General features: G+C 62.5%; 23 protein-coding genes and 2 pseudogenes. 12 read left to right on the plus strand and 13 right to left on the minus strand.

The genetic code is table 11. The features are described from left to right. Positions 1-63 precede the first annotated feature (63 nt). Both HJB82_RS17025 and mutS read right to left on the minus strand, forming a co-directional pair. On the minus strand, positions 64-339 hold the full coding sequence (locus HJB82_RS17025; RefSeq protein ID WP_221140723.1) for a hypothetical protein: 276 nt from the start codon (positions 337-339) through the stop codon (positions 64-66). Positions 340-353: 14 nt separating this feature from the next. Further along, positions 354-3,080 carry a DNA mismatch repair protein MutS gene (gene mutS / locus HJB82_RS17030; RefSeq protein ID WP_221140725.1) on the minus strand — a complete coding sequence of 909 codons (2,727 nt, stop codon included), beginning with the start codon at positions 3,078-3,080 and terminating at the stop codon, positions 354-356. 113 nt (positions 3,081-3,193) lie between these two features. Between mutS and HJB82_RS17035 the strand changes: the two genes are divergently transcribed. Continuing rightward, complete coding sequence (locus HJB82_RS17035; RefSeq protein WP_207582655.1) at positions 3,194-5,479, plus strand: NADP-dependent malic enzyme; 2,286 nt, start codon at positions 3,194-3,196, stop codon at positions 5,477-5,479. A 213-nt stretch (positions 5,480-5,692) separates the two neighbouring features. After that, positions 5,693-6,169, plus strand: a pseudogene (locus HJB82_RS31640) (murein L,D-transpeptidase family protein). 79 nt (positions 6,170-6,248) lie between these two features. Here the strand turns inward: HJB82_RS31640 and HJB82_RS17040 are convergent. The 6 genes and pseudogenes from HJB82_RS17040 to HJB82_RS17065 form a co-directional block, all read right to left on the minus strand. Then, on the minus strand, positions 6,249-7,127 hold the full coding sequence (locus tag HJB82_RS17040; RefSeq protein ID WP_221117808.1) for a GNAT family N-acetyltransferase: 879 nt from the start codon (positions 7,125-7,127) through the stop codon (positions 6,249-6,251). A 108-nt stretch (positions 7,128-7,235) separates the two neighbouring features. Continuing rightward, complete coding sequence (locus tag HJB82_RS17045; protein ID WP_221140727.1) at positions 7,236-9,515, minus strand: ATP-binding protein; 2,280 nt, start codon at positions 9,513-9,515, stop codon at positions 7,236-7,238. Positions 9,516-9,570: 55 nt separating this feature from the next. Beyond that, complete coding sequence (gene lspA, locus HJB82_RS17050) at positions 9,571-10,074, minus strand: signal peptidase II (protein WP_207582658.1); 504 nt, start codon at positions 10,072-10,074, stop codon at positions 9,571-9,573. Continuing rightward, positions 10,071-10,931, minus strand: coding sequence for an RNA methyltransferase (locus tag HJB82_RS17055; protein ID WP_207582659.1), 861 nt, complete (start codon positions 10,929-10,931; stop codon positions 10,071-10,073). Before HJB82_RS17055 ends, lspA begins: the two co-directional genes overlap by 4 nt. Continuing rightward, entirely contained in the window at positions 10,928-12,025 is a 1,098-nt protein-coding gene (locus tag HJB82_RS17060; protein WP_207582660.1) for a class I SAM-dependent methyltransferase, read from the minus strand. The genes HJB82_RS17055 and HJB82_RS17060 overlap by 4 nt, the downstream gene beginning before the upstream one ends. A 96-nt stretch (positions 12,026-12,121) precedes the next feature. Next, positions 12,122-12,771, minus strand: a pseudogene (locus HJB82_RS17065) (NUDIX hydrolase). A 68-nt stretch (positions 12,772-12,839) separates the two neighbouring features. Here HJB82_RS17065 and HJB82_RS17070 point away from each other — a divergent pair. Both HJB82_RS17070 and HJB82_RS17075 read left to right on the plus strand, forming a co-directional pair. Next, positions 12,840-13,295, plus strand: a complete 456-nt coding sequence (locus HJB82_RS17070) for a carbon monoxide dehydrogenase subunit G (protein WP_207582661.1) — start codon at positions 12,840-12,842, stop codon at positions 13,293-13,295. Between the two features lie 50 nt (positions 13,296-13,345). Further along, positions 13,346-13,780 (plus strand): GNAT family N-acetyltransferase, encoded by a 435-nt coding sequence (locus HJB82_RS17075; protein ID WP_221117806.1) that lies wholly within the window; start codon positions 13,346-13,348, stop codon positions 13,778-13,780. 33 nt (positions 13,781-13,813) lie between these two features. Here HJB82_RS17075 and HJB82_RS17080 read toward each other — a convergent pair whose 3' ends face one another. From HJB82_RS17080 to sppA, 3 genes are all read right to left on the minus strand, one after another. After that, positions 13,814-14,146, minus strand: coding sequence for a DUF1049 domain-containing protein (locus HJB82_RS17080; protein WP_164006301.1), 333 nt, complete (start codon positions 14,144-14,146; stop codon positions 13,814-13,816). A gap of 167 nt (positions 14,147-14,313) precedes the next feature. Beyond that, positions 14,314-14,613 carry an integration host factor subunit beta gene (locus HJB82_RS17085; RefSeq protein ID WP_003544934.1) on the minus strand — a complete coding sequence of 100 codons (300 nt, stop codon included), beginning with the start codon at positions 14,611-14,613 and terminating at the stop codon, positions 14,314-14,316. Positions 14,614-14,642: 29 nt separating this feature from the next. Beyond that, positions 14,643-15,593 (minus strand): signal peptide peptidase SppA, encoded by a 951-nt coding sequence (gene sppA / locus HJB82_RS17090; RefSeq protein WP_207584241.1) that lies wholly within the window; start codon positions 15,591-15,593, stop codon positions 14,643-14,645. Positions 15,594-15,818: 225 nt separating this feature from the next. Here sppA and lptC point away from each other — a divergent pair, with 225 nt between their 5' ends. From lptC to ptsN, 7 genes are all read left to right on the plus strand, one after another. Next, positions 15,819-16,484 carry an LPS export ABC transporter periplasmic protein LptC gene (gene lptC / locus HJB82_RS17095; protein ID WP_207582663.1) on the plus strand — a complete coding sequence of 222 codons (666 nt, stop codon included), beginning with the start codon at positions 15,819-15,821 and terminating at the stop codon, positions 16,482-16,484. A 15-nt stretch (positions 16,485-16,499) separates the two neighbouring features. Then, positions 16,500-17,150, plus strand: a complete 651-nt coding sequence (locus HJB82_RS17100) for an LptA/OstA family protein (RefSeq protein WP_207582664.1) — start codon at positions 16,500-16,502, stop codon at positions 17,148-17,150. A 40-nt stretch (positions 17,151-17,190) separates the two neighbouring features. Then, on the plus strand, positions 17,191-17,967 hold the full coding sequence (lptB, locus tag HJB82_RS17105; RefSeq protein WP_007633745.1) for an LPS export ABC transporter ATP-binding protein: 777 nt from the start codon (positions 17,191-17,193) through the stop codon (positions 17,965-17,967). 221 nt (positions 17,968-18,188) lie between these two features. Next, the gene (gene rpoN / locus HJB82_RS17110) at positions 18,189-19,742 is read left to right on the plus strand and encodes an RNA polymerase factor sigma-54 (RefSeq protein WP_207582665.1); all 1,554 of its coding nucleotides are present in this window, start codon (positions 18,189-18,191) and stop codon (positions 19,740-19,742) included. An 88-nt stretch (positions 19,743-19,830) separates the two neighbouring features. Then, the gene (locus tag HJB82_RS17115; protein WP_207582666.1) at positions 19,831-20,745 is read left to right on the plus strand and encodes a DMT family transporter; all 915 of its coding nucleotides are present in this window, start codon (positions 19,831-19,833) and stop codon (positions 20,743-20,745) included. Positions 20,746-21,036: 291 nt separating this feature from the next. Beyond that, positions 21,037-21,612 (plus strand): ribosome hibernation-promoting factor, HPF/YfiA family, encoded by a 576-nt coding sequence (gene hpf / locus HJB82_RS17120; RefSeq protein ID WP_007633740.1) that lies wholly within the window; start codon positions 21,037-21,039, stop codon positions 21,610-21,612. 70 nt (positions 21,613-21,682) lie between these two features. Further along, positions 21,683-22,147, plus strand: a complete 465-nt coding sequence (ptsN, locus tag HJB82_RS17125; protein ID WP_003570770.1) for a PTS IIA-like nitrogen regulatory protein PtsN — start codon at positions 21,683-21,685, stop codon at positions 22,145-22,147. A gap of 155 nt (positions 22,148-22,302) precedes the next feature. Here the strand turns inward: ptsN and HJB82_RS17130 are convergent, their stop codons facing one another. Together HJB82_RS17130 and HJB82_RS17135 are read right to left on the minus strand one after the other, a co-directional pair. Further along, positions 22,303-23,202 carry a ribokinase gene (locus HJB82_RS17130; RefSeq protein WP_221140729.1) on the minus strand — a complete coding sequence of 300 codons (900 nt, stop codon included), beginning with the start codon at positions 23,200-23,202 and terminating at the stop codon, positions 22,303-22,305. A 141-nt stretch (positions 23,203-23,343) separates the two neighbouring features. Next, on the minus strand, positions 23,344-24,564 hold the full coding sequence (locus HJB82_RS17135; protein ID WP_221140731.1) for a DNA recombination protein RmuC: 1,221 nt from the start codon (positions 24,562-24,564) through the stop codon (positions 23,344-23,346). A 203-nt stretch (positions 24,565-24,767) separates the two neighbouring features. Between HJB82_RS17135 and HJB82_RS17140 the strand changes: the two genes are divergently transcribed. Next, positions 24,768-26,264, plus strand: coding sequence for a globin-coupled sensor protein (locus HJB82_RS17140; RefSeq protein ID WP_221140733.1), 1,497 nt, complete (start codon positions 24,768-24,770; stop codon positions 26,262-26,264). The last annotated feature ends 16 nt before the right edge of the window (positions 26,265-26,280 follow it).

Consider the following 26,280-nt stretch of genomic DNA (forward strand, 5'->3'; position numbering starts at 1 on the left):
GAGGGGCAGTCACAGGCGCAAGCTGAACAGCAGTGGCGCAACAGCTGGCGTTTCCCCGAACGCTCAAAGGGCGGCCCGCGCATTTAACAAATGCAGCACCTGCCGTGTCTCTCTCATGATCTCCTCAAGCGACTGCTGGTCGCATTCGCGATAACCTGCCTTGGCGATCGACGTTCCGAGCTCCGAGATCATAGCGCAACAGCGGGTAATTTTCAGCATGCCGATCGGCGACGTCCAGCCGCGCGCATTGCGATCGGCATCGGCGCGCCGCATCGTATCGAGCATCGAGCAGATGAGCGAGAGGCGCTCCGTTTCGCGAATCAGCTTTTCCATGAACATCGCGTACCGCTGCCCTATTTCAGTTTCTTCTTGAGGTCGTAAAGTGCATCCATTGCCTCGCGCGGCGTCATGTCGTCAAGGCTCATCGCCTTCAGCGCCTCCTCGACCTTGGACGGTCCGCGAGCCGTGTCTTCGCGGCGCACCGCCACCTGGAAGAGCGGCAGGTCGTCGATCAGCTGGCTCGCGGGGTTCTTGCGGTCGGCATCCTCCAGACGGGTCAGCACATCGCGGGCTCGTGTCACGACTGAAGCCGGAAGCCCGGCAAGGCGGGCGACCTGGATGCCGTAGGAGCGGTCAGCCGCACCCGGACCGACCTCATGCAGGAAAATGACGTCGCCGTCCCATTCCTTGACCCGCATCGTGGCGTTCGACAGCCGGCCGAGCTTTTCCGAAAGCACGGTCAGCTCATGGAAATGCGTGGCGAAGAGGCCGCGGCAGCGGTTGGCTTCATGCAGGTGCTCGACGGAGGCCCAGGCGATCGACAGGCCGTCGAAGGTGGCGGTGCCGCGGCCGATCTCGTCGAGGATGACCAGCGAACGGTCGCTCGCCTGGTTGAGGATCGCAGCTGTTTCGACCATCTCGACCATGAAGGTGGAGCGCCCGCGGGCTAGGTCGTCGGAGGCGCCGACGCGCGAGAAAAGCCGGTCGACGATGCCGATATGGGCTGATGTTGCCGGTACGAAGCAGCCCATCTGCGCCAGGATGGCGATCAGCGCGTTCTGCCGCAGGAAGGTCGACTTGCCGCCCATGTTCGGCCCGGTCAACAGCCAGATCGCGCCGTCCCTGTCGCCGGTCTTCGGCGAGAGATCGCAATTGTTGGCGACAAACGGCCCGCCCGCCTGCCGCCGCAGCGCCTGCTCGACGACCGGATGGCGCCCGCCTTCGATGGCAAACATCCTTGAGCCGTCGACCTGTGGGCGGCAATAGGCCTGCTCTTCGGCGAGAAGCGCCAGTCCTGCGGCAACATCGATGACGGCAAGCGCCCGGGCGCCGGATTTGATCGCCTCGGCTTCCGCAACCACGGCCGCCGTCATCTTCTCGAAGGCGGCGAACTCGATCGTCAGCGCCCGGTCGGCGGCGTTGGCGATGCGGCTTTCGAGATCGGCAAGTTCGGTGGTGGTGAAGCGCATCGCGCTCGCCATCGTCTGGCGGTGGATGAAGTGGGCCTTGGCTTCAGCCGTCTCCGTCATCGGCGAGGCATTGCCGGCGGTGACCTCGATGAAATAGCCGAGGATGTTGTTGTGCTTGATCTTCAGCGACCGGATGCCGGTCTCCTCGGCATATTGCAATTGCAGGCCGGCGATCACCCGCCGCGACTGGTCGCGCAGTGCCCGCACTTCGTCGAGCTCGGCGCTGGCGCCGTCGCGCAGGAACCCGCCGTCGCGTTTCAACAGCGGCAGTTCGTCGGCGAGTGTCTCGGCCAGCAGGGTTTCGAGCGTTGCGGGTAGGGCTTGCAGCGCGGACAGCGCCTGGCCGAGTTCTTCAGGCAACATCGCGCTGGCGAGCATGGCCGCAACTTCGCTCGCCGCTTGAAGTCCCTGGCGGATCGCCGCGAGATCGCGCGGACCGCCGCGGTCGAGCGCCAGCCGCGACAGCGCCCGCGGCATGTCCGGCACATGTTTCAGCGTGTCGCGCAGATTGCCGCAGAGCAGAGGCTCGTCGATCAGGAAGCCGATCGAGTCGAGTCGAGCATTGATGCGGACGGGGTCGGTCAGCGGCGACATCAATCGCTCGGCAAGAAGCCGCGCCCCGCCGCCGGTGACGGTGCGGTCGATCGCTTTCAGGAGCGAGCCGTTGCGGTCGCCAGACAGCGTCCGGGCAAGTTCCAGATTGGCGCGGGTGGCGGGGTCGATGAACAGCGTCGAAGCCGCACTTTCCCGCTCCGGCTTTCCAAGCGGCGGCCGCTCGGCGATCTGCGTCTTCTCGACATAAGCGACGGCGGCGGCCGCTGCCGCCACCTCGGCGCGCGAGAAGGTGCCGAAGCCGTCGAGCGTCGCGACGCCGAAATAACGCGCGATCCGGCTTTCGGCGCTGGCGCTGTCGAAGAGCACGGAAGGCTGGGGCACCGCGGTGCGGCCGAGCACATCGAAGACCGGCTTCAGTTCCGGATCGTGGAAGATCGTGTCGGGCAGGATGAGCTCGCGCGGATCGATGCGCAGGATATCGGCAAGCAGCCGCGAGGCTTCGGTCTCGGCCAGTCGGAAGACGCCTGTGGAAATATCGATCCAGGCTAGCGCCAGCAAGGGTTCTGCCCCGCTGCGAATGCGGGTCAGCGCCATCAGATAGTTGGATTCCGAGGGCGAAAGCAGCTTTTCCTCGGTGATCGTGCCTGGCGTGACCAAGCGGACGACATCGCGCTTGACGACGGATTTGCCGCCGCGTTTTTTCGCTTCGGCCGGATCCTCGATCTGCTCGCAGACGGCGACGCGGAAACCGAGTGAAATCAGCTTCTGCAGATAATCGTCGGCCGCATGCACCGGAACGCCGCACATCGGGATGTCCTGGCCCATGTGCTGGCCTCGCTTCGTCAGCGTGATGCCGAGCGAGCGTGAGGCTTCCAGCGCATCTTCGAAGAACAGCTCGTAGAAATCACCCATGCGATAAAAGAGCAGCGAACCCGGATTGTTCGCCTTGATCTCGATATATTGCTCCATCATCGGCGTCGCCGAGGCACGGCTTTCCGCCGTGGCAAGCTCGGCAGCCGAAAAGGCCTCATTCCCTGTGTCGATGCGTGCGTTCACGGAGGTGCGGTTTTTCCCAAAAAAACAGGTGCCAACCCTATCCGCGCGCCGCTATAGATGACAACAGCATTTGAGGAAGAGCAAAGCGTCGCCCACAAGACGTTGGAGGATTTATGCCCGATATCGATAAGAAGGACCGGCCGGCGACATCAGTTACCGACCAGGAGGCGCTTGAATTTCACGCCATGGGCCGCCCAGGGAAACTGGAAGTCGTCCCGACCAAGCCGATGGCGACGCAGCGCGACCTCTCGCTTGCCTATTCGCCGGGTGTTGCCGTGCCGGTCAAGGCGATCGCCGCCGACCCGCAGACGGCTTATGATTACACGGCGCGCGGCAACATGGTCGCGGTCATTTCCAATGGCACGGCGATCCTCGGTCTCGGCAATCTCGGTGCGCTGGCCTCCAAGCCCGTCATGGAAGGCAAGGCAGTGCTGTTCAAGCGCTTCGCCGACGTCGATTCCATCGACCTCGAGATCGATACGGAAAATGTCGACGAGTTCATCAATTGCGTGCGTTTCCTCGGCCCCTCCTTCGGCGGCATCAACCTCGAGGATATCAAGGCGCCGGACTGCTTCGTCATCGAAAGCCGGCTGCGCGAGCTGATGGATATTCCCGTCTTCCATGACGACCAGCACGGAACGGCAATCATCGCCGCCGCCGGCCTGATCAACGCGCTGGAGCTGACCGGCCGCGACCTGAAGACGACGAAGCTCGTCTGCAATGGTGCCGGTGCTGCGGCGATCGCCTGTATCGAGCTCATCAAGGCGATGGGCTTTGCGCCTGAGAACATCATCCTCTGCGACACCAAGGGCGTCATCTACCAGGGTCGCACCGAAGGCATGAACCAGTGGAAATCGGCGCATGCGGCAAAGACCGACACGCGCACGCTTGAGGAGGCGATGGAGGGCGCCGACGTCGTTTTCGGCCTGTCGCAGAAGGGCGCCTTCTCGGCCGAGATGATCCGCTCGATGGCCGAGCGGCCGATCATCTTCGCCATGGCCAATCCCGATCCCGAGATCACCCCGGAAGAGGTGGCCCGCATCCGCGACGACGCCATCATGGCGACCGGCCGTTCGGATTATCCGAACCAGGTCAACAACGTCCTCGGTTTTCCCTATATCTTCCGCGGCGCTCTCGATGTCCGTGCCTCCACAATCAACGACGCGATGAAGATCGCCGCCGTCAAGGCGCTGGCAAATCTTGCCCGCGAGGATGTGCCCGATGACGTGGTGGCCGCCTATCAGGGCAACCGGCCGCGTTTCGGATCGCAATACATCATCCCCGTCCCCTTCGATCCGCGGCTGATCTCGGCAATCCCGGTCGCGGTCGCTGAAGCGGCGATCGAAAGCGGCGTCGCCCGCAAGGTCATCACCGATATGGCCGGTTACGCCCGCGAGCTTTCGGCGCGCCGCGATCCGATCGCCTCGACCTTGGCACGGCTCTACGAGCGTGTGCGCCGGCACCCGAAGCGGATCGTCTTTGCCGAGGCCGAGGAGGAACAGGTCCTGCGAGCCGCGATGTCCTATGCCAACCAGCAGCTCGGCACCGCTATCCTGCTCGGCCGCGAGGATCTGATCCGGGCAACGGCGGAACGCGCCGGCATCGATCTCAACCGGCCGGGCCTCGAGATCGTCAATGCCCGTATTTCGACCCGGGTCGAGGCCTATATCGACTATCTCTATGCCAGGCTGCAGCGGCAGGGTTACCTCTACCGCGACGCCCAGCGGCTGATCCACAACGACCGCAACCATTTCGCCGCCACCATGGTAGCGCTCGGCGACGCCGACGGCATGGTGACCGGCATCACCCGCAACTATTCGACGGCGCTCGAAGATGTGCGCCGCTGCATCGACAAGAAGCCCGGCCACCGCATCATCGGCGTATCGCTGGCGCTTTGCCGCGGCCGCACGGTCTTCGTGGCCGATACCGCCGTACACGACATGCCGACAGCCGAGGAGCTTGCCGATATCGCCGAAGAGGCTGCGGGTCTGGCGCGGCGCATGGGCTATCCGCCGCGTGTCGCCCTGCTGGCCTATTCCACCTTCGGCCATCCCTCCGGCGAACGCTCGGAGCGGGTGCGCGAGGCGGTGAAAATCCTCGACAAGCGTCGCGTCGATTTCGAATATGACGGCGAGATGGCCGCCGACGTCGCTCTGAACCGCAAGGTGATGGAGCAATATCCGTTCTGCCGCCTGTCCGGTCCTGCCAACGTGCTGGTCATGCCGGCTTTCCACTCGGCCTCGATCTCGACCAAGATGCTGCAGGAGCTCGGCGGCTCCACGGTAATCGGCCCGATCCTCGTCGGCGTCGACAAGCCGGTGCAGATCACCTCGATGGGCGCCAAGGACAGCGACATCGTCAACATGGCGGCGATCGCCGCTTATGGCGCGGGTTCGTAACTTTCTCCCGTATAGGGACGGAATTCAGTGCTTGGCCGACAGCGCGTCGGGCAGGTACTTGCGCGGCTATAGAATGGCGGCGAGAGCGGCATCTTCTGCATGGCGCGGATAAGATAAAGCCCCTTCCGCCCGCTTAAAGGCGAGGATCATGTTGAGAACAAACTTGTCGTTTCAGCCGTCGTGGTCGCCAGCCTCTTCGCTTACACGAAATTGATGGCCAAGGTCGGCTCGGGCTCGCGGCCTCCAGATGCGCCGTTGGAGCAGCGGGCTGACCTCGTTCGCGTTTATAAATCCGAACGTCGCATGGTTCTTCTTAGAGGCGATGCGCCCATCTCGATAAACCGGCTTTCTCTGGGGTCGGCTACCGAATGAGGGCCCCAAGCAACGAGAAGGTGACGAGAAAACACCGGAAGGGCGTTACGAAATCGACTGGCGAAATCCAGACTCCATGGCGCATCTCAGTCTGCACATTTCCTATCCAAACCCGGATGATCGGCACAACGCCGAAGCCGGTGGCTTTCCGCCTGGCGGCAATATCGTGATCCGCGGGCTTCCCAATGGTTGGGGCCTGCTCGGATATATCATCGACTGTGGGATTGGACCGACGGGTGTATTGCCGTCACCAACGCGGAGATGCGCGATATTTGGGCGCGTGTCCCCAACCAGACACCGATAGAGATCGTGCCCTGAAGCATTGCAGGTGCATGCCGCCCGAAAGTGTGCAGCGGTTTCGGGACAACGACATGCATAAAAACAAAGGCTTCAGCGTTTAGCTCGCGAAACGGCCGGCGTCGGCGCCATAATAATTCAGGTAGCGGTCGGAAATGCTGGAGATCGGCAGCACGATCAGCACGTCGGTCGTGTTGAAGGCATGATCGACCACGGCGCTGGAGCCGACCATCGCACCAAGGCGCATATAACCCTTGATCAGCGGCGGCAGCGCCATCAGCGCCCGCTTCGGGTTGACCGCCTCGACCGGCATCAGGTCCATGTTGCGGGCGAGATGCGGCAGTGCGCTGACGGCCCATTCGTTCTTCGCCAGCACATTGTGGTAGAGGAAAGACAGCGCCAGCGCATGGCTTTCCAGATAGACGCCGGGGAACGAGGCGCAGCCGAACATGGCGCTGACGCCGTGCTTCAGCGCATAGGCCCAGTTGCCCTGCCACAGGAGTTCGACGGTGCGCTTGGTGCGGTATTCCGGCAGCACGCAGGAACGGCCAAGCTCCATGAAGCGCTTGTCCGAATGTTTGGCAATGAGGTCGTCGATCTCGAATTCGGAAGCCGAGTAAAAACCGCCATTGGAGAGGGCGACATCCTGGCGCAGCAGCCGGTAGGTGCCGACGATCTGGTCTTCCGGATCACCCTCGATCGTGCGGTCGAGAACGAGAAGATGGTCGCAGAAGGCGTCATAGGCATCGACATCCCGCTGGCGGCGCATGGCGTCAAGCGGCAGTTGTGCCTTCATTTCGTCGACGAAGACGCGGTAGCGCACGGCCTGGGCGGCATCGATTTCGCGCGCCGTGCGGGCGAGGCGGGTTTCCAGATTACCGATGCGGCCGAGGATATCGCCGTCCTTCTGCGCAGCCGCCGTCGGGGGCGGTGCAGCCTCGGCGGTGGTGTCACGATTCAGGATGTCGATGGCGGACATGACGATTCTCCCGTTGCCGGTTTATCGACGCCATAAAACACTTCTCTGCGACAGGAAAGTGACATATTGGATTTCCCAGCGCAAGACGCATGCTGGCCCCGCGGCACGTTACCGCGCCTCTGCCCGACGGGCGGAAAGTGCGGCGACCGCTTGAACTTCGGTCAGCAACCGAACCGGGTCGACGGGCTTTACCATGACGCGGTTGGCGCCGTTCAACAAGACCTGACGACGCGATTCGTCGCTCTTGTCGGCGGTGAGCACGATCACCGGTACCGGGGCAAGGTCGAGCCGCCTTTCGTGGCCGCGCAGGCGTCCCAGCATGTCGATGCCGTTGCCGCCAGGCATCGACAGGTCGCTGATGATGATATCGGGCCGGGCATTCGCCTCGCAGAGAGCGCAGTCGAGCAGCGCCTCGAAATCCTCGACATGGCGCACATTATGCCCGCCCTTTTCGAGCACGACGCGCACCAGCATGGCATTGATCGGATCGTCCTCGCCAAGCAGGATGTTGAGCCCGCTGGCTGTAACCAGCGTCTCCGCCACCGAAAGGCCGAAGCCCGGCTGATTGTCGTTCAGCGCGTCGCGCTTCTCCATGCCGCGCATGCGCCCGCGCAGCACGTCGATCAGCGACTGTTCGCGCAACGGCCGGATGAGCCAGGCATCGAAGAGGTCGAGCGGATGGGCGCTGCGCTCTTCCGGATTGACGAGCAGGACCTTGCGCAGGCCAAGGGCGGCGATTTCGGCGCGGTCGGCAAGATGGGTGGAAAATTCCGCCGACATGCGATGGTCGATGATGATATCGGTCGGCCGCTTTCCGCCGTTGGCCAAGCCGAGCAGCGCTGCCCGCGCGCTCTCGCCGTCTGCGACGAGATGGCAGAGACCGCCGAGCGTGGTGATCGTCTCGGCGATGGCGGTGCGCGCGGCACCCGCCGGCGCCAACAGCACGACGCTGTTGCCGGCAAGCAGCGTATTTCGCCTGTCGGGGCGCTCGCTGCCGATATCGACAGGGAAGCGGATGGTGAATTCGCTGCCTCTGCCCTTTTCGCTCGCGACCGTGAGCGTGCCGTTGAATTCGCGCATGATGCGGGCGGAGATGGCAAGGCCGAGCCCGGTGCCGCTGCTCCTGTCGGCACCGGTCCCGCCTTGCTCGAACTCGCCGAAGACGCGCGCCTGCTCCTCCGCCGTCATGCCGGGACCGCTATCGGTGACGGTGATCGATAGGTCGTCTGCGTCGAGCGTCACGCGAATGAAGACGCCGCCGACCTGGGTGAACTTCACGGCATTGCCGATGACGTTGAACAGAACCTGGCGCAGCCGCGCCGGATCGAAGCTCATATTTTCCGGCACGTCGGATGACACCGTGGCGCCGATCTCGATTCCTTTTTCATGCGCCCGATGGGCGAGCATCTCGACAACGCTTTCCAGAAGCTTGCGCAGCGATTCCGAGCGCGGGTGCAGCGCGAAGCGGCCGACCTCGATGGTGGAGAAATCGAGCAGATCCTCGACGAGCTGGGTCAGCGCGTGGCCGGACTGGCGGATATTGGCGAGATAGTTCTGCTGCTCCTGCGTCAGCCGCGTCTCGGCGAGCAGATGCGTCATGCCGAGGATGCCGGAAAGCGGCGTGCGCACCTCGTGACTGACGGTCGCAAGCAGCCTCGATTTGGCGGCGCTGTTATATTCGGCCTTCTGGCGGGCCTCCTCGCGGCCCTGCGCGATCAGCCGCTCGTCGGTCACATCACGCGCGACGCTCTGCAGCAGCAGACGGCCGTTTGCCGGGTCGCGGGTGACGACGTCGCGCCAGAGAAAGATGCGCTGGCCGTCCGGCGTCGAGATCTCGACGTCAAAGCAGTGCGGTATCGGGCCGGGGCGGAAGGCAAGCCCGATCTCCTCGCAACTCCGTCCTTCCGGACGCAGCCGCCCGGTCAGGCGGCGAAACGTGTCGTTGGCAGAGATGATGCGCCGGTCCATGCTGCGGCTGACGGTGATGTCGCCGAGTACGTCGTGCACGTCGGCAAACAGCTTTGCGCCATCGTTCCAATCCGGCAGGGATTTGCCGCCGGGCGGGGCTATGCGCCGGCGAACCATCAGGACGGCGTAACTGGCGATGACGGCAAGGCCGAGAACGACAAGACCGCCCGAAAGCAGCAGCGGATCGCCGGCATGGGCAAGCAGCGTCAGGATCATCGCGGTAAGAAGGCCGGCGCCACCAAGCCAGTAGACCAGCAGGCGCCGTGTCGTTGCCGGCCCCATTTCGTTGTCATCGGCTGCCTCAGGCGCCGACGCGGCCGGTCGCAAGGAGGAGGCCCCCATCCGCTCTTTATGCGGCTTGGCGGCGGGTCCGCCGAAGGCGGCGGACAATCTTTCCTGCAACTGTCCCAGACTCTGCATGCTATTTTGATAACATGAGGCCTCTTCCGAATGCCTTCAGGAATTCGATAAGATTTTAGCGGCCGGCCTTTTTCGGCAGCAGCAGCTCGTCGAGAATGACGCAGCCGGCCCCGATGGTGATGAAGCTGTCGGCGAGATTGAACACCGCGAAGGACCAGCTTTCGGTGTGGAAAAGAATGTAATCGATCACATGGCCATAGGCGAAGCGGTCGACGAGATTGCCGATCGCGCCGGCGATGATCAGCGCATAACCGAGATGGGCGAGCCAGCGGTCCTTCGCCGTGCGGTTCCACAGCCAGATGACGAAGGCGACGATGATGAGCCGCATGCCGACGATGAACCAGCCGTCCATGCCCGACAGCATCGAAAAGGCGACGCCGAGATTGTAGGTGCGGTAGAGCGCCAGCATCGGAATAACGGGCACGGCCTCCTGCAGCGGCAGGTAATGATCGACGGCGATCTTGACGGCCTGGTCGATAAGAACGGCGACGACGATGAAGAAGAGGATCGGCGCCGGGCGCGAAAACAGCGCGGGGCGGGCATACGTCTGTTCGGTCATTTGCCCTCGGCAAGTGAGAGGAGATGGCGGCGGGCTTCGAAAAGCATGACGGCAGTGGCGACGGCAAGGTTCAAGGAATCGGCGCGGCCCTGCTGCGGAATGCGGGCAAGCGCGTCGGCCTCCCTGGCCAGCTGGTCCGGCAGGCCGGATTGCTCGTTGCCCATCAACAGCACGACGGGCTTTTTCCGGTAGTCGATCGTGCGGTAATCGACCGCGCCGGCAAGATGCGTCGCGACCACGGAAACGCCGGCCGATTTCCGCCAGGCGATGAATTCCTCCGGCGTTGCGCGTGCGACCGGAACGGCGAAGACCGAGCCCATGGTGGCCCGCACCGTTTCGAGCGAGAAGGGATCGGTCGTCTCTCCGATCAGAATGACGCCGGAAGCGCCGGCTGCATCCGCCGTGCGGATGATGGTGCCGAGATTGCCGGGGTCGCGCACCCGGTCGAGCGCCACCCAGGTCTCGCCCTCCCTCGGCCGGATACCCTTAAGCGGCGCCCAGCGTTGCTCGAAGATGCCGACCACCATCTGCGGATTGTCGCGGCGAGTGATCGAGGCAATCACCTTTTCGTTGACTTCGAGCACCAGCCCGCCCGAGGCGACGGTCCTCGCCGCCATCTGCTCGACCAGCGGCTTGCCCTTGGCCGCCTTGGCATAAACCAGGGTGCGGATCGTCCAGCCGAGTTCGATCGCATCGATGACGAGCTTTAGTCCTTCGGCCAGGAAAGTCCCGCTTTCCTCCCGCGACTTCTTGTTCGTCAGCGCTTTGATGTCCTTGATGATGGGATTGGCAAGCGAGGTGACTTCCTTCACCTGTCCGACCCTGCGCGGTCCCTGATCGTGGAAGTCCTTGCTCATTTCGGCACCCAGCGGGAAAAGAGGGAAGTGGAAAGCGCGCGGCCCTGTGTCTTGCCGTCGAGGCCCGCTTCGCGGATGACCAGTTCGCCGGATTCGACCACCCCGCCGGCGCCCCGCATCGTCTCGCGCATCAGTTCGTGGATCGAATAGAAGCTGGCGCGGATCGAATAGGCCGTCAGTACCAGACCCACCGCCTTCGGCGACAGGATCTCGCGGCAGACATCGAGCATCAATGGCAGGTGTTCGAATAGATGCCAGACTTCGCCGTTCGGGCCGCGGCCGAATTTCGGTGGATCGGTGAGAATGATGTCGTATTGGCTGCCGCGACGTTCCTCACGCAGGATGAATTTCATCGCATCCTCGCAGATCCAGCGGATCGGCAGCTTCTCCATGCGCCCGAGCGCCTGGTTCTCGCGCGCCCAGCCGATTGCCTTTTTCGACGCGTCGACATGGGTGACCTCGGCGCCGGCTGCGGCGGCAACCAGCGAGGCGACGCCGGTATAGCCGAAAAGATTCAGCACCTTCAGCGGCCGGCCGGCCTTTTCGACCTGGTCCTTCATCCAGCTCCAGTGCACGATCTGCTCGGGGAAGACACCGACATGGCGGAAGGATGTGAAGCGGCCGAGGAAATCGACGCCGAGCAGATTGAGTGGCCAGGCCTCGCCCAACGCCTCCTTGGGGAAGCGCCAGCGGCCGGTGCCTTCCTCGTCGGTATCGCCGGTGAAGACGGCATCGACCTTTTCCCAGACATGCGGCGGCAGCGATGGCCGCCATAGCGCTTGGGCCTCCGGGCGGATGATACGGTAGGGGCCGTATTGCTCGAGCTTTTCGCCGTTGCCACTGTCGATCAGGTGGAAGTCGCCGGCCCCGAGCGATTCGAGGATGACGGGCACGCGCTCGGTCGGACGCTCGCCGCTGCGGGTCATCAGCGGACGCTCGATAGCGGCAGGCACAGCCGCCTCGCGCACCGTCTCGCGGCTGGCCGCAGGCTGCGCGACCGGCTTCGGCGGCCGGCTGGCCCGATCGTCCCTGCGGCTTTCACCAGAAGAACCTGAGGTCTTCTTCTGGCCTGGCCGGCGTTCTCTCTGTTTCAACGTGCTCTTCCGCGTCTCTGTCGGGGGTATCACAATGGGTCTGCGTCCTTCACAGCGCCCTTTGAAGTATGCAGTAGCCCAGAAAACCGTGCCGGATCAACTGCGCGCCGGCATGGCAGTAATTTCCAAGCCTTCGGACGACTGCCTGCGAAGCCAGCTTTCCACCGCATAGAGGGCTGCGACATGCATCGACTGCATGATGAGCGCGCCGGATTGCAGGTCGCCAAGGATGGCGGCAAGATCCGCAAACAGCAGCTCGACCTTCTCGCCGGGGTCGAAACGCGGTTCGCCGACCCTGCTGAGGCCGAGCGCCAGCCAGCTCGTCACCGCGTTGCTGTGGCTTGCGGCATTCGGATAGGAGGTCAGCAGCTTGACGAAGGTCGAGGCTTCATAGCCGGTCTCTTCCCGCAGTTCGCGCCTGGCTGCCGCCAACGCCGCATCGCCGATCTCGCTGTCCGCCGGTTCGACGCCGCCGGCAACGAGGCCGTGGAGGATCTCGCCGCGCCCGTGCCGATATTCCCGGGTCAGCAGCACACGCCGTCGGGCATGACAGGCACGACGTTGATCCAGTCGGGATAGTCGAGCACATGGAAGGGCGCGATGACGGTCCCATCGGCGGTGACGCAATCGTCGCTACGGACCCGAATCCAGCGGTCCTCATAGGCGATGCGGCTTGCCGTAACGCTCCAGGGCTTCAATTCGTCACTCATCGCCAATTCCTTGCTCCGCAACGAGCGAGATAACATTCCTCCCCGCCTTGGCAAAAGGCTTTTCCACTGGGATAAGGTGGACGAATCGGAGATGGGGCTATCGAATGGACTTCACCGGCGAAGAACGCATCGCCGCGCCGCGGGACGTCGTCTGGGCAGCGCTCAACGATCCTGAAATCATGCGCGGTTGCATTCCAGGCTGCCAGGGCATCGAGCGGCTGTCGCCAGATGCCTTCGAGGCGACGATCAAGGTCAAGTTCAGCCTGTTGTCGGCCACCTTCCATGGGGTGTTGACGCTTTCCAATGTCGATGCGCCGAAGAGCTACACGCTGTCGGCCGAGGGCAAGGGCGGTCTTGCCGGCTTCGCCAAAGGCAGTGCCGATATCGTGCTCGAGCAAAGCGGCGCCGAGACCATCCTGCATTATCGGGCAAAAGCCGAACTCGGCGGCAGGCTCGCCCAGCTCGGCGCACGCCTGCTCGATTCGACCTCGCAGAAGCTCGCCGAACGGTTCTTTTCGGATATCAATGCCGCCGTCATCGCGAAGATGGCGGCCGGCTGATCGCGCGCTTTGGGCTTGGCGGGGATAGGGGCTTGGGTTAAATCGACGTCATGACGTGGACAATCAGGCCGCCGCGCGCGGAAGACCAGGAAATGCTCGCGGAGATTTATCTTTCCGTGCGTCGCCAAACATTCGTCTGGGTCGACCCCGGCAAGTTCTACCGTGAGGATTTTGCCGCCCATACCAATGGCGAGACGGTCTTCGTCTGCGAGCATGAAAACGGCAGTGTAGCCGGCTTCCTGTCGCTCTGGCCGGCCGATGATTTCATTCACATGCTCTATATCAGCCCGGACTTCCAGGGCTTTGGTGCCGGTACGTCGCTGCTGCAGGCGCTGCCCGAATGGCCGCAACACCGGTACCGGCTGAAATGCCTGGTGAAGAACGGCAGAGCGAAAGCGTTCTACCTCGCCCACGGTTTCCAGGTGACCGGCAACGGCACCTCGCCGGAGGGCGACTACGAGGAACTGAGCTTTTTTCCGGATTGACCGACCGCCGAAGCGTCCCCGGCATTGAGCCTGTTACCGCGACGGCAGCTGCCCGGCGATTTCCTCGGCGCGGTTCTTGTGGCGGTCGGCTTCACCCTGCCAGCGGATGGCTTCCTTGGCTTCGGTGCGGGCGCGCTTGCGGTGTTTGCCCTGGCTGAACCAGGTGGCGGCTGAACCGATCAGCATGCCTGTGATCAGGGCAATGAACAGGAAGACGAAGAAGGGCGCAGAAATTGCAAGCACCTGATCGTCAGGCCGGAACGGGTTGAAGGCGAGCGTAGCGCTCTGCCGGTTGGCGACGCAAAAGATGATGAGGATGACGCCGAGCGGCAGCAGAATCAACAGGTTGACGATCTTCTTGGCCATTTGAGGTCCCCACATGCCGGATTGCGCCGGTCTTTCCTGGCGCGTTTCAAGCCTTTTATCAACACATCGGCCCCGAAAATCGATTCCGATTTTCGGGGCCGATATGCAAGCAGAATAGGAAAACGGCCTTCGAGTTCAAGTGCGGATTCGCCGCAGGCGGCTGAGACTCAATCCTCTTCGTCGGCCTGGCCGGGATTGAGCCGCTCGCGCAGCTCCTTGCCGGTCTTGAAGAAGGGAACCCACTTCTCCTCGACGAAGACGGTATCGCCGGTGCGCGGGTTGCGTCCGGAGCGGGAAGGGCGGTTCTTCACCGAAAACGCGCCAAAGCCGCGCAATTCGACGCGGTTGCCAGCAGCCAGTGCATCCGTGATCTCGTCGAGAACCGCGTTGACGATATTCTCGACATCGCGATGATAGAGATGCGGGTTGCGTGCCGCAACAATCTGCACCAATTCGGACTTGATCACGTTCGCCCCCTTAAATTATTGATTTCTTATCAATCGTGGCCAACCTGCCAAACTGAAAGCAGCCCGTCAAGAAGCAACTTTGGGGGCAGGATTCCATTGATATCCTGGCCTTTCACGAGATCATCATAACCGAAGATCGTAATCAACCGCGAAACAGCCCCAGCGAGCAGAAAGGGCGTATTGCTCTTCTTGTCCCAGTCCACCATCGGCAGGTCGGCGTCGACGCCGCGCGATTTGAGATAGGCACGGATTTCCGCCTCGCCGCCGATCGTATCGACGAGTTTCACCTTCAGCGCCTGGCGGCCGGTATAGATCGTGCCATCGGCGAGTTTCAGCACCTCGTCGCGCGGCAGCTTGCGCCGGTCGGCGACCAGATCGACGAACCAGTTATAGCTGTCGACCACCATATTGCGGATCATTGCCTTGGCTTCCTCGCTCGCCTCGTGGAAGGGCGAGGGCTCGGCCTTCAGCGGCGAGGACTTGATCTCCTGCAGCGAGACGCCGATCTTGTCGAGCAGCGGCTGGATCTGCGGATACTGGAAGATGACGCCGATCGAGCCGGTGATCGAGCTGTCGCCGGCGATGATCGTGTCGCCGGCAGTGGCGATCATGTAGCCGGCCGAAGCGGCAAGCGTGCGCACGTCGGAGACGACAGGTTTCTTGGCTGATATCGCCCGGATCGCCTTGAAGATTTTTTCGCCGCCATAGGTGGTGCCGCCTGGCGAGGAGATCGAAATCACCACGGCCTTTACCTGGTCGCTGGTCTCGACCTTCTTCAGCCGCTCCAGAAGCTCGTCATCGTCGACGATCAGCCCCGATATCGTCACATGGGCGATATGCGGGCGGCCCGTCTTGGTGTCGCCGACGGTGAAGCTGTAGAAGGCGAAACCAAGCGCCACGACGAGGGCCACCGCGAGCAGGCGCCAGAACCAGAGCTTGCGGCGCAGCCGCCGGCGATCGGCAATCATCGAACTGTCCATAGAAACCTCCAGCGCTGGCACCGGCTTCGGCATGCAGCCGACCAATCCGGTGAAATAGGTGGCAGCGGCGCGTACGAATGCCACTTTTTGATGTTTTTCCGTTTTGTTGCTTGTTGCAGAAAAAATTCCATATTGGCAAGCCAATGTAATAATGCGAAACGAACTGTGATTGGCGGGCCGCCTTTGTTATGAAGGCGCGGCGATCACCGCACATGGACGAGGCCTATGCTCGATACCCTGAAGAACAACGGACATGCCGCCTACGCCAGGTCCGGCAAGAGCGCCTATGGCGATGCGTTGTTCCATTCCGCCCGCGTGCGGCGGCTGAAGATCTTGTTGCCGGTGGCGGCCCTCATCATCGCGGCTGGCCTGACGGCGGTGGCGTTGGTTAGCATCTATCTGCCCGAGAATATCAAGATGGAAGGCGCCAAGATCGAGAACGGCAAGGTCGTGATGGAAAAGCCGGCGATCGCTGGACGCAATTCCGACGGCATCAACTATTCGATGCTCGCCGAAAGGGCGTTGCAGGATATCCGCAATCCCGATCTCATCACGCTTGAGACCATCAAGGCTGCCGTGCCGATGAATGACGGGCTGATCGCCCGTGTCGTCGCCTCGACGGCGGATTACAATCGCGCTACCGACAACCTGCATATGACGGCCCCCTTCACCCTGGTGCTGAGCAGCGGCCTCAACGCGAATTTCCAGTCCGCCCAGCTCGACATCAAGGGCGGAAACATGAAGAGCGACGACCCCGTCACCATCACCAAGGACAATGCCTCCATTGTTGCGAAGACGCTCCAGATAACCGATAAGGGGCGCGTGATCACATTCGAGGGAAATGTTCGCATGAATGTCGATCCATCCACCATCCATAAACAGGGCACTTAACCAGCCGGGTCATCCATGACAAAAGATTGTCGCATTTCCACTTGCAAGACTGGCCTGGCGTTCATTGCCGGCGCGTTTGCCCTTATTCTGACGGCATCGGGCGCGGGCGCGCAGCAGGCGACGGCCTCGATGCCGGGCATGAAGCTTTCCAACGACCAGCCGATCCAGATCGAAAGCGATAAGCTGGAGATTCACGACCAGGAACACACCGCGTTGTTCACCGGCAAAGTCAAGGTCGTTCAGGGGACGACGACGATGCAGTCCGGCAAGATGACCGTCTATTACAAGGACAAGGCGGCAAAGCCGGCGGCGGACGGGGCGCAACCTGCCGCCCAACCGGCAACGCAGCCGCAGCAGTCGGCCTCGCTTGCATCGGGAAGTGCCGATATCGACAAGATCCTGGTGACGGACAAGGTCTTGCTGACCTCGGGCACGCAGACTGCGACCGCCGATGACGGCAATTTCGACATGGCCTCGCAGACATTCACCCTGACGGCGGATCAGGGAAATAAGGTCATTCTGTCGGATGGGCCGAACGTCTTCACCGGCTGCAAATTGACGGTTCACATGCAGACCGGCCAGGCGGAGCTTGAAAGCTGCGGCGGTCGTGTCCAGATTCAGCTCGATCCGAAATCGCAGCCGAATGCACAGCAGAAGCAGAACTGAGAAGCCGGCCTCCCACGTGAAATTATCATCGCTATCCACCATGTTCGGCAAGCCCGGGCCACAAGCTGCGGGTGCCGCCGACAAGAGCCGCTATCAGGGAACGCTCATCGCACGCGGTCTGACGAAGACCTATGCGACGCGTCGGGTCGTCAACGGCGTCTCTCTGGTGGTGCGCCGGGGCGAGGCCGTCGGCCTGCTCGGACCGAACGGCGCCGGCAAGACCACCTGTTTTTATATGATCACCGGCCTCGTGCCGGTGGATGAAGGCACGATCGAGATCGACGGCAACGATGTCACGACCATGCCGATGTACCGCCGCTCACGCCTCGGCGTCGGTTACCTGCCGCAGGAAGCCTCGATCTTCCGCGGCTTGACCGTGGAAGAGAATATCCGTGCCGTGCTCGAAGTGCATGTCAAGGACAAGGCCGAGCGCGAGCAGAAGCTGAACGAGCTGCTGGAGGAGTTTCATATCCAGAAGCTGCGCAAGACTGCCGCCGTCGCTCTGTCAGGCGGTGAGCGTCGCCGCCTCGAAATCGCGCGCGCCCTTGCGACCGATCCGACCTTCATGCTGCTCGACGAGCCCTTCGCCGGCGTCGACCCGATCTCGGTCGCCGACATCCAGAATCTCGTCCACCACCTGACCGCGCGCGGCATCGGCGTTCTCATCACCGACCACAATGTGCGCGAGACCCTAGGCCTGATCGACCGGGCCTACATCATCCATGCCGGTGAGGTGCTGACCCATGGCCGGGCAAATGACATCGTCAACAATCCGGAAGTGCGCCGGCTCTATCTCGGCGACAATTTCAGCCTCTGAACGCGGACGATGCCAAGACAGAGAAGGTGCGCCCCAGTCGTCCTGAAACGGCGCAGGCCTTCCGGCTGCACCTGTCCCACCACAGAAATTAACCGCGCCGACACAGTTCCGCTTGACCAAATGAGATAAAAAAGCAATTTTTGGGCCAGTTGGACTTCCGCGGCCTGAAGCCTTGATCGGACGCGGTTTCCCGGAGGAATCGAGGGAGTTTCGCGTCCGTCATGGCACTGTCCGCCAGTCTTTTCCTGCGCCAGAACCAATCCCTGGTGATGACACCGCAACTGATGCAATCCATCCAGTTGCTGCAGATGACGCATGTCGAACTCAGCCAGTTCATCGCCCAGGAAGTGGAGAAGAACCCGCTGCTCGAATTTCCGTCGAATGACGGCGAGGCAGGGGGCGAACGTGGCGAAGCCGAAGACGAGCCTTATGGTCATCCGCCGGAGGATGCAGGCTCGGACGACGGCTACGACAACCGCACCGAAGCGCTCTCCAGCGACTGGTACGACAATGGCGGCAGTGCCAGCACCAGCCGGCTGAACGACGAACTCGACGCCAACTATACCAATGTCTTTCCCGATGACAGCGCGCCGCAGCGCCTCGATGCGCCGGAGTTGGTCGGCCAGTGGAAATCGATGCCGGGCAGCGGCGGCGAGGGCGCTGATTATGATCTCGACGATTTCGTCGCCGGACAGGTGTCGCTGCGCGATCATCTCGCCCAGCAGATTCCCTTCGTCCTGCCTGACGTTGCCGATCGGCTGATCGCGCAGAACTTCGTCGATCAGCTTGACGATGCCGGTTATCTGCAAGTCGAGACCGGTGAGCGGCTGGGCACCAGCCTCACGGCCGCCGAGCGCGTGCTTGCCGCCCTCCAGACGCTCGATCCGCCGGGGGTTTTCGCCCGCAGTCTCGCGGAATGCCTGGCGATCCAGCTCCGGCAGAAGGATCGATACGACCCGGCCATGCAGGCGCTCGTCGAAAACCTCGAACTGTTGGCGCGACGCGATTTCGCCACGCTGAAGCGGCTCTGCGGCGTCGACGAGGAGGACCTTCTCGACATGCTCGGTGAAATCCGCCAGCTTAATCCCAAGCCCGGCAGCGGTTTCGAAGCCGGTGTTTCCGAAGCGATCATGCCTGACGTGGTCGTCAGAGTCTCCTCGGATACCGGCTGGCTGGTCGAGCTCAATCCGGATACGCTGCCGCGGGTGCTCGTCAACCAGTCCTACTTTTCCCGCGTGACCCGGAATGGCGAAGATCACGCCTTCCTCTCCGATTGTCTGCAGAGCGCCAACTGGCTGACGCGCAGCCTCGACCAGCGGGCGAAGACCATCATGAAGGTGGCAAGCGAGATCGTCCGCCAGCAGGACGCCTTCCTGCTTTACGGCGTCGACCACCTGCGTCCGCTGAACCTGAAGACGGTCGCCGAGGCGATCAAGATGCACGAATCCACCGTCAGCCGTGTCACCTCGAACAAATACATGCTGACGCCGCGCGGTCTCTTCGAGCTCAAATATTTCTTCACCGTCTCGATCAGCGCCGTCGCCGGTGGCGACAGCCATTCGGCCGAAGCCGTGCGTCACAAGATCCGCGCGCTGATCATGCAGGAGAGCCCTGACGCGGTGCTCTCCGACGACGATATCGTCGACATGCTGAAGAAGGGCGGCGTGGATCTCGCCCGCCGCACGGTTGCGAAATACCGGGAGGCCATGAACATCGCCTCTTCGGTCCAGCGGCGCCGCGAAAAGCGGGCGCTCGCCAAGGTCGCCGGCTTCTGACGCCGCAATGCTTCGGTCTTGATCGAAGCATCGAGCTCCAAATCCCGCTATTTCTCTGACGTCTTGAACGAACTTGGGAAAGCCGACCATGACGCCGCACAATCCGAAGCTTGCCAGGGAGCTTCTCCTGCTGCTGGTGCTGGCAACCCTTTGGGGGGCCTCCTATACTTTCATCAAGATCGGTGTCGAGACGATCCCGCCGGTGACGTTGATCGCCGTCCGCACGCTGATTGCCGGCGGCATCCTGCTTGTCGTCCTCCGCTATCGACGAATCCGCCTGCCCAGTGACCGCGCGATGTGGCGGCGTTTTTTCATTCAGGCCTGTCTGAACAGCGTCATTCCCTTCACGCTGATCGCCTGGGCGGAGCAGTCCGTAGATGCCGGGCTGGCTGTGATCCTCAATTCGGCAACGCCGATCTTCACCTTCCTGCTGACCGTGCTGATAGCCCGCCATGAGCAGGTGACGGCGCGAAAGCTTTTCGGCGTCATATCAGGGCTTGCCGGTATCTGCCTGGTCATCGGCGTCGAGGTGCTCGGCGGTCTCGGCAAAAGCCTGATGGCGCAACTCGCCATCATCCTGGCGACCGCCTGCTATGCAGGCGCGGCGATTTTCAGCAAGAACTTCAAGGGGCTCGAACCCGCCGTGCCGGCGGCCGGCTCGTTGATCTCAGGCGCGGTCATACTCTTGCCGGTCAGCCTCGTCGTCGACCGGCCGTGGACGCTCGATCCCTCGGGCGCATCGATCCTGGCGCTGCTGGCTCTTTCCGCCTTTTCGACGGCCCTTGCCTTTGCGATCTATTTCCGTCTCGTCCAGACGCTGGGTTCGGTCGGAACGACGTCGCAAGCCTATCTCAGGGTGCCGATCGGAGTGACGATCGGCATCGTTTTCCTCGGCGAAAGGCTGAGCCCGACGGCCTGGATTGGACTCGTTTGCGTCATCCTCGGTGTCGCAGCCATGACGATCCCGGCAAGGGTGAGTGCAATCAAGGCGAGAAGTGTCTAGAAATCATTGGCTGGCGGTCGGCGGCAGGCCCTGTATTCGCACGCGCCTGTCGCACGCAGCACGCGCATTAGCATCGCGGTTTTTCGCCCTATTGACTTTTCGACAACGGCTGGCTAGAAGCCCGCCGCAATCGATGCCGCAAACGGCGTCTGGAGTTATCCCCAGCATCAGAAGGGCACCAAGGACCCCCAGGCTGACGCCGATCTTGCTTGAGATTGCGCGAAGTGCTTGGATGAACCTGAGGCTTGGCGTAAACTGATACCCGCAAACGACGATAAGAAGGGAAACTCCATGAGTGTGCGTGTGTCCGGTAAACATATGGAAATTGGTGACTCGTTCCGTCAAAAGATCGAGGACCAAATTGGTATGGCCATCACGAAATACTTCGACGGGGGATATTCGGGTCAGGTGACCGTGGAAAAGGCGAGTTCTCGTTACTCGGCAGACTGCAAGCTTCATCTCGACAGTGGGGTGGTGCTGCATGCGGCCGGCGAGGCGACGGACCCGCAGCTGGCTTTCGACGCCGCTTCCCAGCGCATCGAAAAACGGCTGCGCCGCTACAAGCGCAAGCTGAAGGACCATCACGCCGGAAACCATCTGAACGGTTTTGCAGAAGTCGCCTACACGGTCATGGATTCCGTTCCTGACCACGAAGATGAAATCCCCGACGATTTCGCGCCCGCGATCGTCGCCGAAAGCACGAAGCAGCTGAAGACCATGTCGGTGGCCACCGCCGTAATGGCGCTCGACATGACCGACGAGCCGCTTCTCCTGTTCCGCAGCCCCGGCAAGGAACATCTGAATATCGTTTACCGTCGGCACGACGGAAATATTGGCTGGATCGATTCAGCCAATATCAAAGGCTGAGATCAGGGCTATGAGCGGCGGTATTGCCGCCGCTCCTTGCATTTGATCAAGGCGACAGAAGGAAAAAGAAATGGCATTGGCAGATTTGCTCCATCAGGATGCGATCATTCCCGCCCTCAGAGTAAATTCCAAGAAACAGCTGCTTCAGGAATTGGCCGCAAGAGCCGCCAGGATCACCGGGCTCTCCGAACGGGAGATTTTCGACGTCATCCTGCAGCGCGAACGCCTTGGCTCGACCGGCGTCGGCAACGGCATCGCCATTCCTCACGGCAAGCTGGTCAACATCCATTCGATCGTCGGCATCTTCGCCCGGCTGGAGCAGCCTGTCGATTTCGAGGCCCTGGACGACCAGCCTGTCGATCTCGTCTTCCTGCTGCTGGCGCCGGAGGGCGCGGGTGCTGATCATCTCAAGGCCCTGTCGCGGATTGCCCGCGTGCTGCGCGATCACGATCTGGTCGCCAAGCTGCGCGCCACCGATTCCGCTTCGGCGATCTACGCCTTCCTCAATGAAGAGCAGACGTCGAACGCTGCGTGAACCAGGCCCTGCAAACCTGTGCAGCAGTTTTGCGATAAGGATCTGCAGAAAGCGCGCCGCATGAATCACCTTCGATGCGATGCGCGTCAGGCAAAAACCGCCGGAATTCCCTGAAACAGCAGGAGTTTTACCGGCGGCTTCGCAAGGAAACCCCGCTATATCCGGGCTGCGACGTCTTCACCCGAAGGGATCGAAGGCTGTGCCCCTGATTTGAGGCAGGCGAGCGAACCGGCAACGGCCGCACGGCGCAGCGCCGAGGCAAAATCGAGGCCCTCGTCGAGGCTCGCAGCGAAATAGCCGCAGAAGGTGTCGCCGGCGCCGACCGTATCGACGGGTTCGATCTTCAGGCCCTGCGCCCTTGAAACCGCCCCATCGCGGATGGCGACGACGCCGTCGCCGCCAAGCGTCACGATCAACGTCTGGCCGGTTTCGGCATGCAGCCGGGTCAGGGCTGCCTCACGCGCCTGCGCATCCATGCCATCTTGGCCGGCCAGCCGCTCGAACTCGGTCTCGTTGGCGATGACGATATCGGCAAGTCGGCCGAGACGCGGCGCATCGGAGATCAAAGGAGCAAGGTTGAGGATGCTGGTGACGCCTTTGGCGCGGGCGGCCGACAGGGCGCGTTCGACGGCTGCAGCCGGCACTTCGAGCTGCAGCATCAGGATATCGCCTTCCTTCATGCCGCCGATCGCCGTCTCGGCATCCTCAGGCGCGACCAGGCCGTTGGCGCCGGGAACGACGGCGATCATGTTTTCGCCGTCGCCGCCGACAAGGATCAGCGCCGTGCCGGTGGGACCGTCGACATGTTTGACGAGAGAAAGATCGGTTCCTGCATCATCGAGCAGGGAAAGGGCATCGGCGGCGAAGCTATCCTTGCCGACGGCGCCGGCCATATGCACATAGCGGCCGGCGCGCCGCGCTGCCAGCGCCTGGTTGGCGCCCTTGCCGCCGGCGGCTGTGGCAAAACCGTTGCCGGCCACCGTTTCGCCGGGCTTCGGCAGGCGCTCGGTCGTGGCGATGAGGTCCATGTTGATGGACCCGAAAACTGTTATCATCAAGAGTGTCCCGTCTTTTGGGGCATGCGGCGGCGGCATGCTCCACTTCTTCGATAGAGCATGATGCCGAAAAGTGTGCGCTGTTTTCGAAAGACATCATGCTCCTGCTGTTTCATTCGGGCGAGACACTGCCCGAAGCGGTCACTCCTCGTCAACCACCCTGAGCTTGAGAAGACCGGTACGGCTTTCCACCGATTTGGCCGCAGGTTCGCTGTCGCGAGCAGGCTTGGCCTCGCCGCCTGCCTCGAATTCCAGCGCTTCGATCTTGGCGCCGCGCCTGGTGAGTTTGTCGGCCGAGGTGACCACCATGTCGATATCCTTCTGCGCCAGGGCGAAATGACCCTGCAGCTTGCGCACCCGCTCGTCGAGGCGGCCGAGATCGTCCATCAGGATCGCCACCTCGCCCTGGATCAGATGCGCCTGCGCCCGCATGCTCTGGTCCTTGAGCACGGCCTGGATGACCTGGATCGACAGCATCAGCAGCGACGGCGAGACGATGACGATGCGCGCCCGGTGCGCCTTCTGCACCACCGGCTCGAAGTTTTCGTGGATCTCGGCGAAGATCGATTCCGACGGCACGAAGAGAAAGGCCGTGTCCTGGGTTTCGCCCTGGATCAGATATTTCTCGGAAATGTCCCTTATATGGACCTCCATGTCGCGGCGGAACTGCTGGCCGGCGGTCTTGCCGGCCTCGGGACTGCCGGCGTCGCGGATCGCGTTCCAGGCTTCGAGCGGGAATTTTGCGTCGATCACCAGCGGCGGCGCACCGTTCGGCATGCGGATCGTGCAATCCGGTCGCGAGCCGTTGGTGAGCGTCTGCTGGAAGGCATAGGCGCCCATCGGCAGGCCGTCGGCGACGATGGTCTCCATCCGCGACTGGCCGAAGGCGCCGCGTGTCTGCTTGTTGGACAGAATGGCCTGCAGCCCGACGACATCCTTGGCGAGCGTCTGGATATTGTTCTGCGCGGCATCGATCACCGCCAGCCTTTCCTGCAGCCGCTGCAGGTTCTCATGCGTCGATTTGGTCTGGTCGGTGATCGTCGAGTTGACGCGCTGCGACATGCCGTCGAGGCGTTGGCTGATCGTCTGGTTGAGTTCACTCTGCCGCGCGCCGAAGACCTCGGTCATCGCCGCGATGCGGCCCTGCATCTCCGCCTGGATCCTGAGAAGCTCGGCCATGCGCGCGTCGCTTTCCCCAGCGCGCAAGCTCGCTTCCTCCGCCTGCTCGTGGCGAAGGCTCGCGCCCCGCAGCAGCACGATCACCAGCAGGACAAACGCCAACAGAACCCCGCCGGCAAGCGCCAGCATGGCCGGGCTGATCGAGGCAAGCGACACAGTGAACGAATCGGAATTGACGGTCATGTCGCAACCATACCAGAAGAGACGGTAATATATAGATCAAAGGGTGAACGGAATTGGCGGTCGCCACTATCCTCGCACGCCGCTGCTTCTGCTGGCTCCTTCGGAGAAATTGCGCCTCGATTTAACTATTGCTCAACCATATTCGCCAAAACCTGCGGCGCAGAATTCCTTCCCGCGCACTCGCGCCAAGTACAGAGATCCCGATGACCTCCCAGCAGACCGACAGTGCCCTCAGGCAGCGTCTCGATTTCATCGAACTCGACGAGGCGGCGCGCAAGTCGATGCGGGATCTGCGCCCTGTCATCACCGAGCTGATCGGCGGCGCCCTCGATAAATTCTACGCCAAGATTGCCAGAACCCCGGCTGTCGCCGGCTTCTTTGCCGACAAGAACCATGTCGGCAAAGCCAAGCAGCGCCAGCAGGATCATCGGGCCAATCTCGCCGGCGGTGCGTTCGATGACAGTTATGTCGACGGCGTCACCGCGGTCGGCCGGACGCACGCCCGCATCGGCCTGGAGCCGCGCTGGTATATCGGCGGTTACGCCATCGTCATGTCCGAACTCGTCAAGGGCATCATGGAAAAGCAGTGGCCGCCGGTCTTCGCGCGCCAGCAAGGCAAGCTGCTGGCCGAGAAGCTGTCGGCCGTCATCAAGGCTGGCATGCTCGACATGGATTATTCCATCTCGGTCTATCTCGAAACGCTCGAAGCCAAGCGTCGCGCCTTGGAAGAGCAGCGCGCCAAGGCCGAATCCGACCAGGCGATGGCACTGGAGCAACTGCGCCGCGGTCTGGAAGCACTGTCGAACGGCGATCTCGAAGCCACTCTGCCGTCCGACCTGCCGGGTAATTTCCGGCAGATGGCCGAGGATTACAACCGCGCCGTCGGCGCCCTTCGCAAGTCCTTCGCATCCGTGCGCGAGGCCTCGGGCCAGATCATGGGCGGCGCCGATATCATTTCCACTGCGACCAACGACCTGGCGCTGCGCACCGCCCAGCAGGCGGCAGGCGTCGAGGAGAGTTCAGCCGCCCTGCAACAGCTCTCCGTCAGCGTCGGCCAGACGGCCGCCAATGCCGAAAAGGCATCGGCTGCCGTGCGCGAGACGCAGCAGAAGGCGAAGAACTCCGGCGAACTCGTCACCAGCGCCGTCTCGGCAATGGCCGGCATCGAGAAATCCTCGACCGGGATCTCCAAGATCATCGGCGTCATCGATGAGATCGCCTTCCAGACCAATCTTCTGGCGCTGAACGCTGGTGTCGAAGCGGCGCGTGCCGGTGATGCCGGCAAGGGTTTTGCCGTCGTCGCCCAGGAAGTCCGCCAGCTCGCCCAGCGCACGGCGGAAGCCGCCAAGGAGATCAAGAACCTGATCTCGCAGAGCTCGACCCAGGTCAATGAGGGCGTCGGCATCGTCTCCAGTACCGGCGAGGCGCTGAACGACATGATCAGCCGCATCGACATCATCAACCGTTTCGTCGCCGATATCGCCGCCGCCGCCCGCGACCAGGCGACCGGCGTCAATGAGGTCAGCATCGCGGTCCGCAACATGGGTGCGATCACCCAGCAGAATTCGGACATGGTTGAGCACTCCTCGGCAGAAACCCGCCGCCTCAAGGACGAGGTGGAGAACCTGATCGAACTGCTGCGCCGCTTCCGCGCCCGGCCCGAGGGCCATGCCGCCATCGCTGCCCGCCGGGCGGCCTGAGGCGAATATGGCGAAA

Source organism: Rhizobium sp. NZLR10 (assembly GCF_019685125.1).
Taxonomy (GTDB): domain Bacteria; phylum Pseudomonadota; class Alphaproteobacteria; order Rhizobiales; family Rhizobiaceae; genus Rhizobium.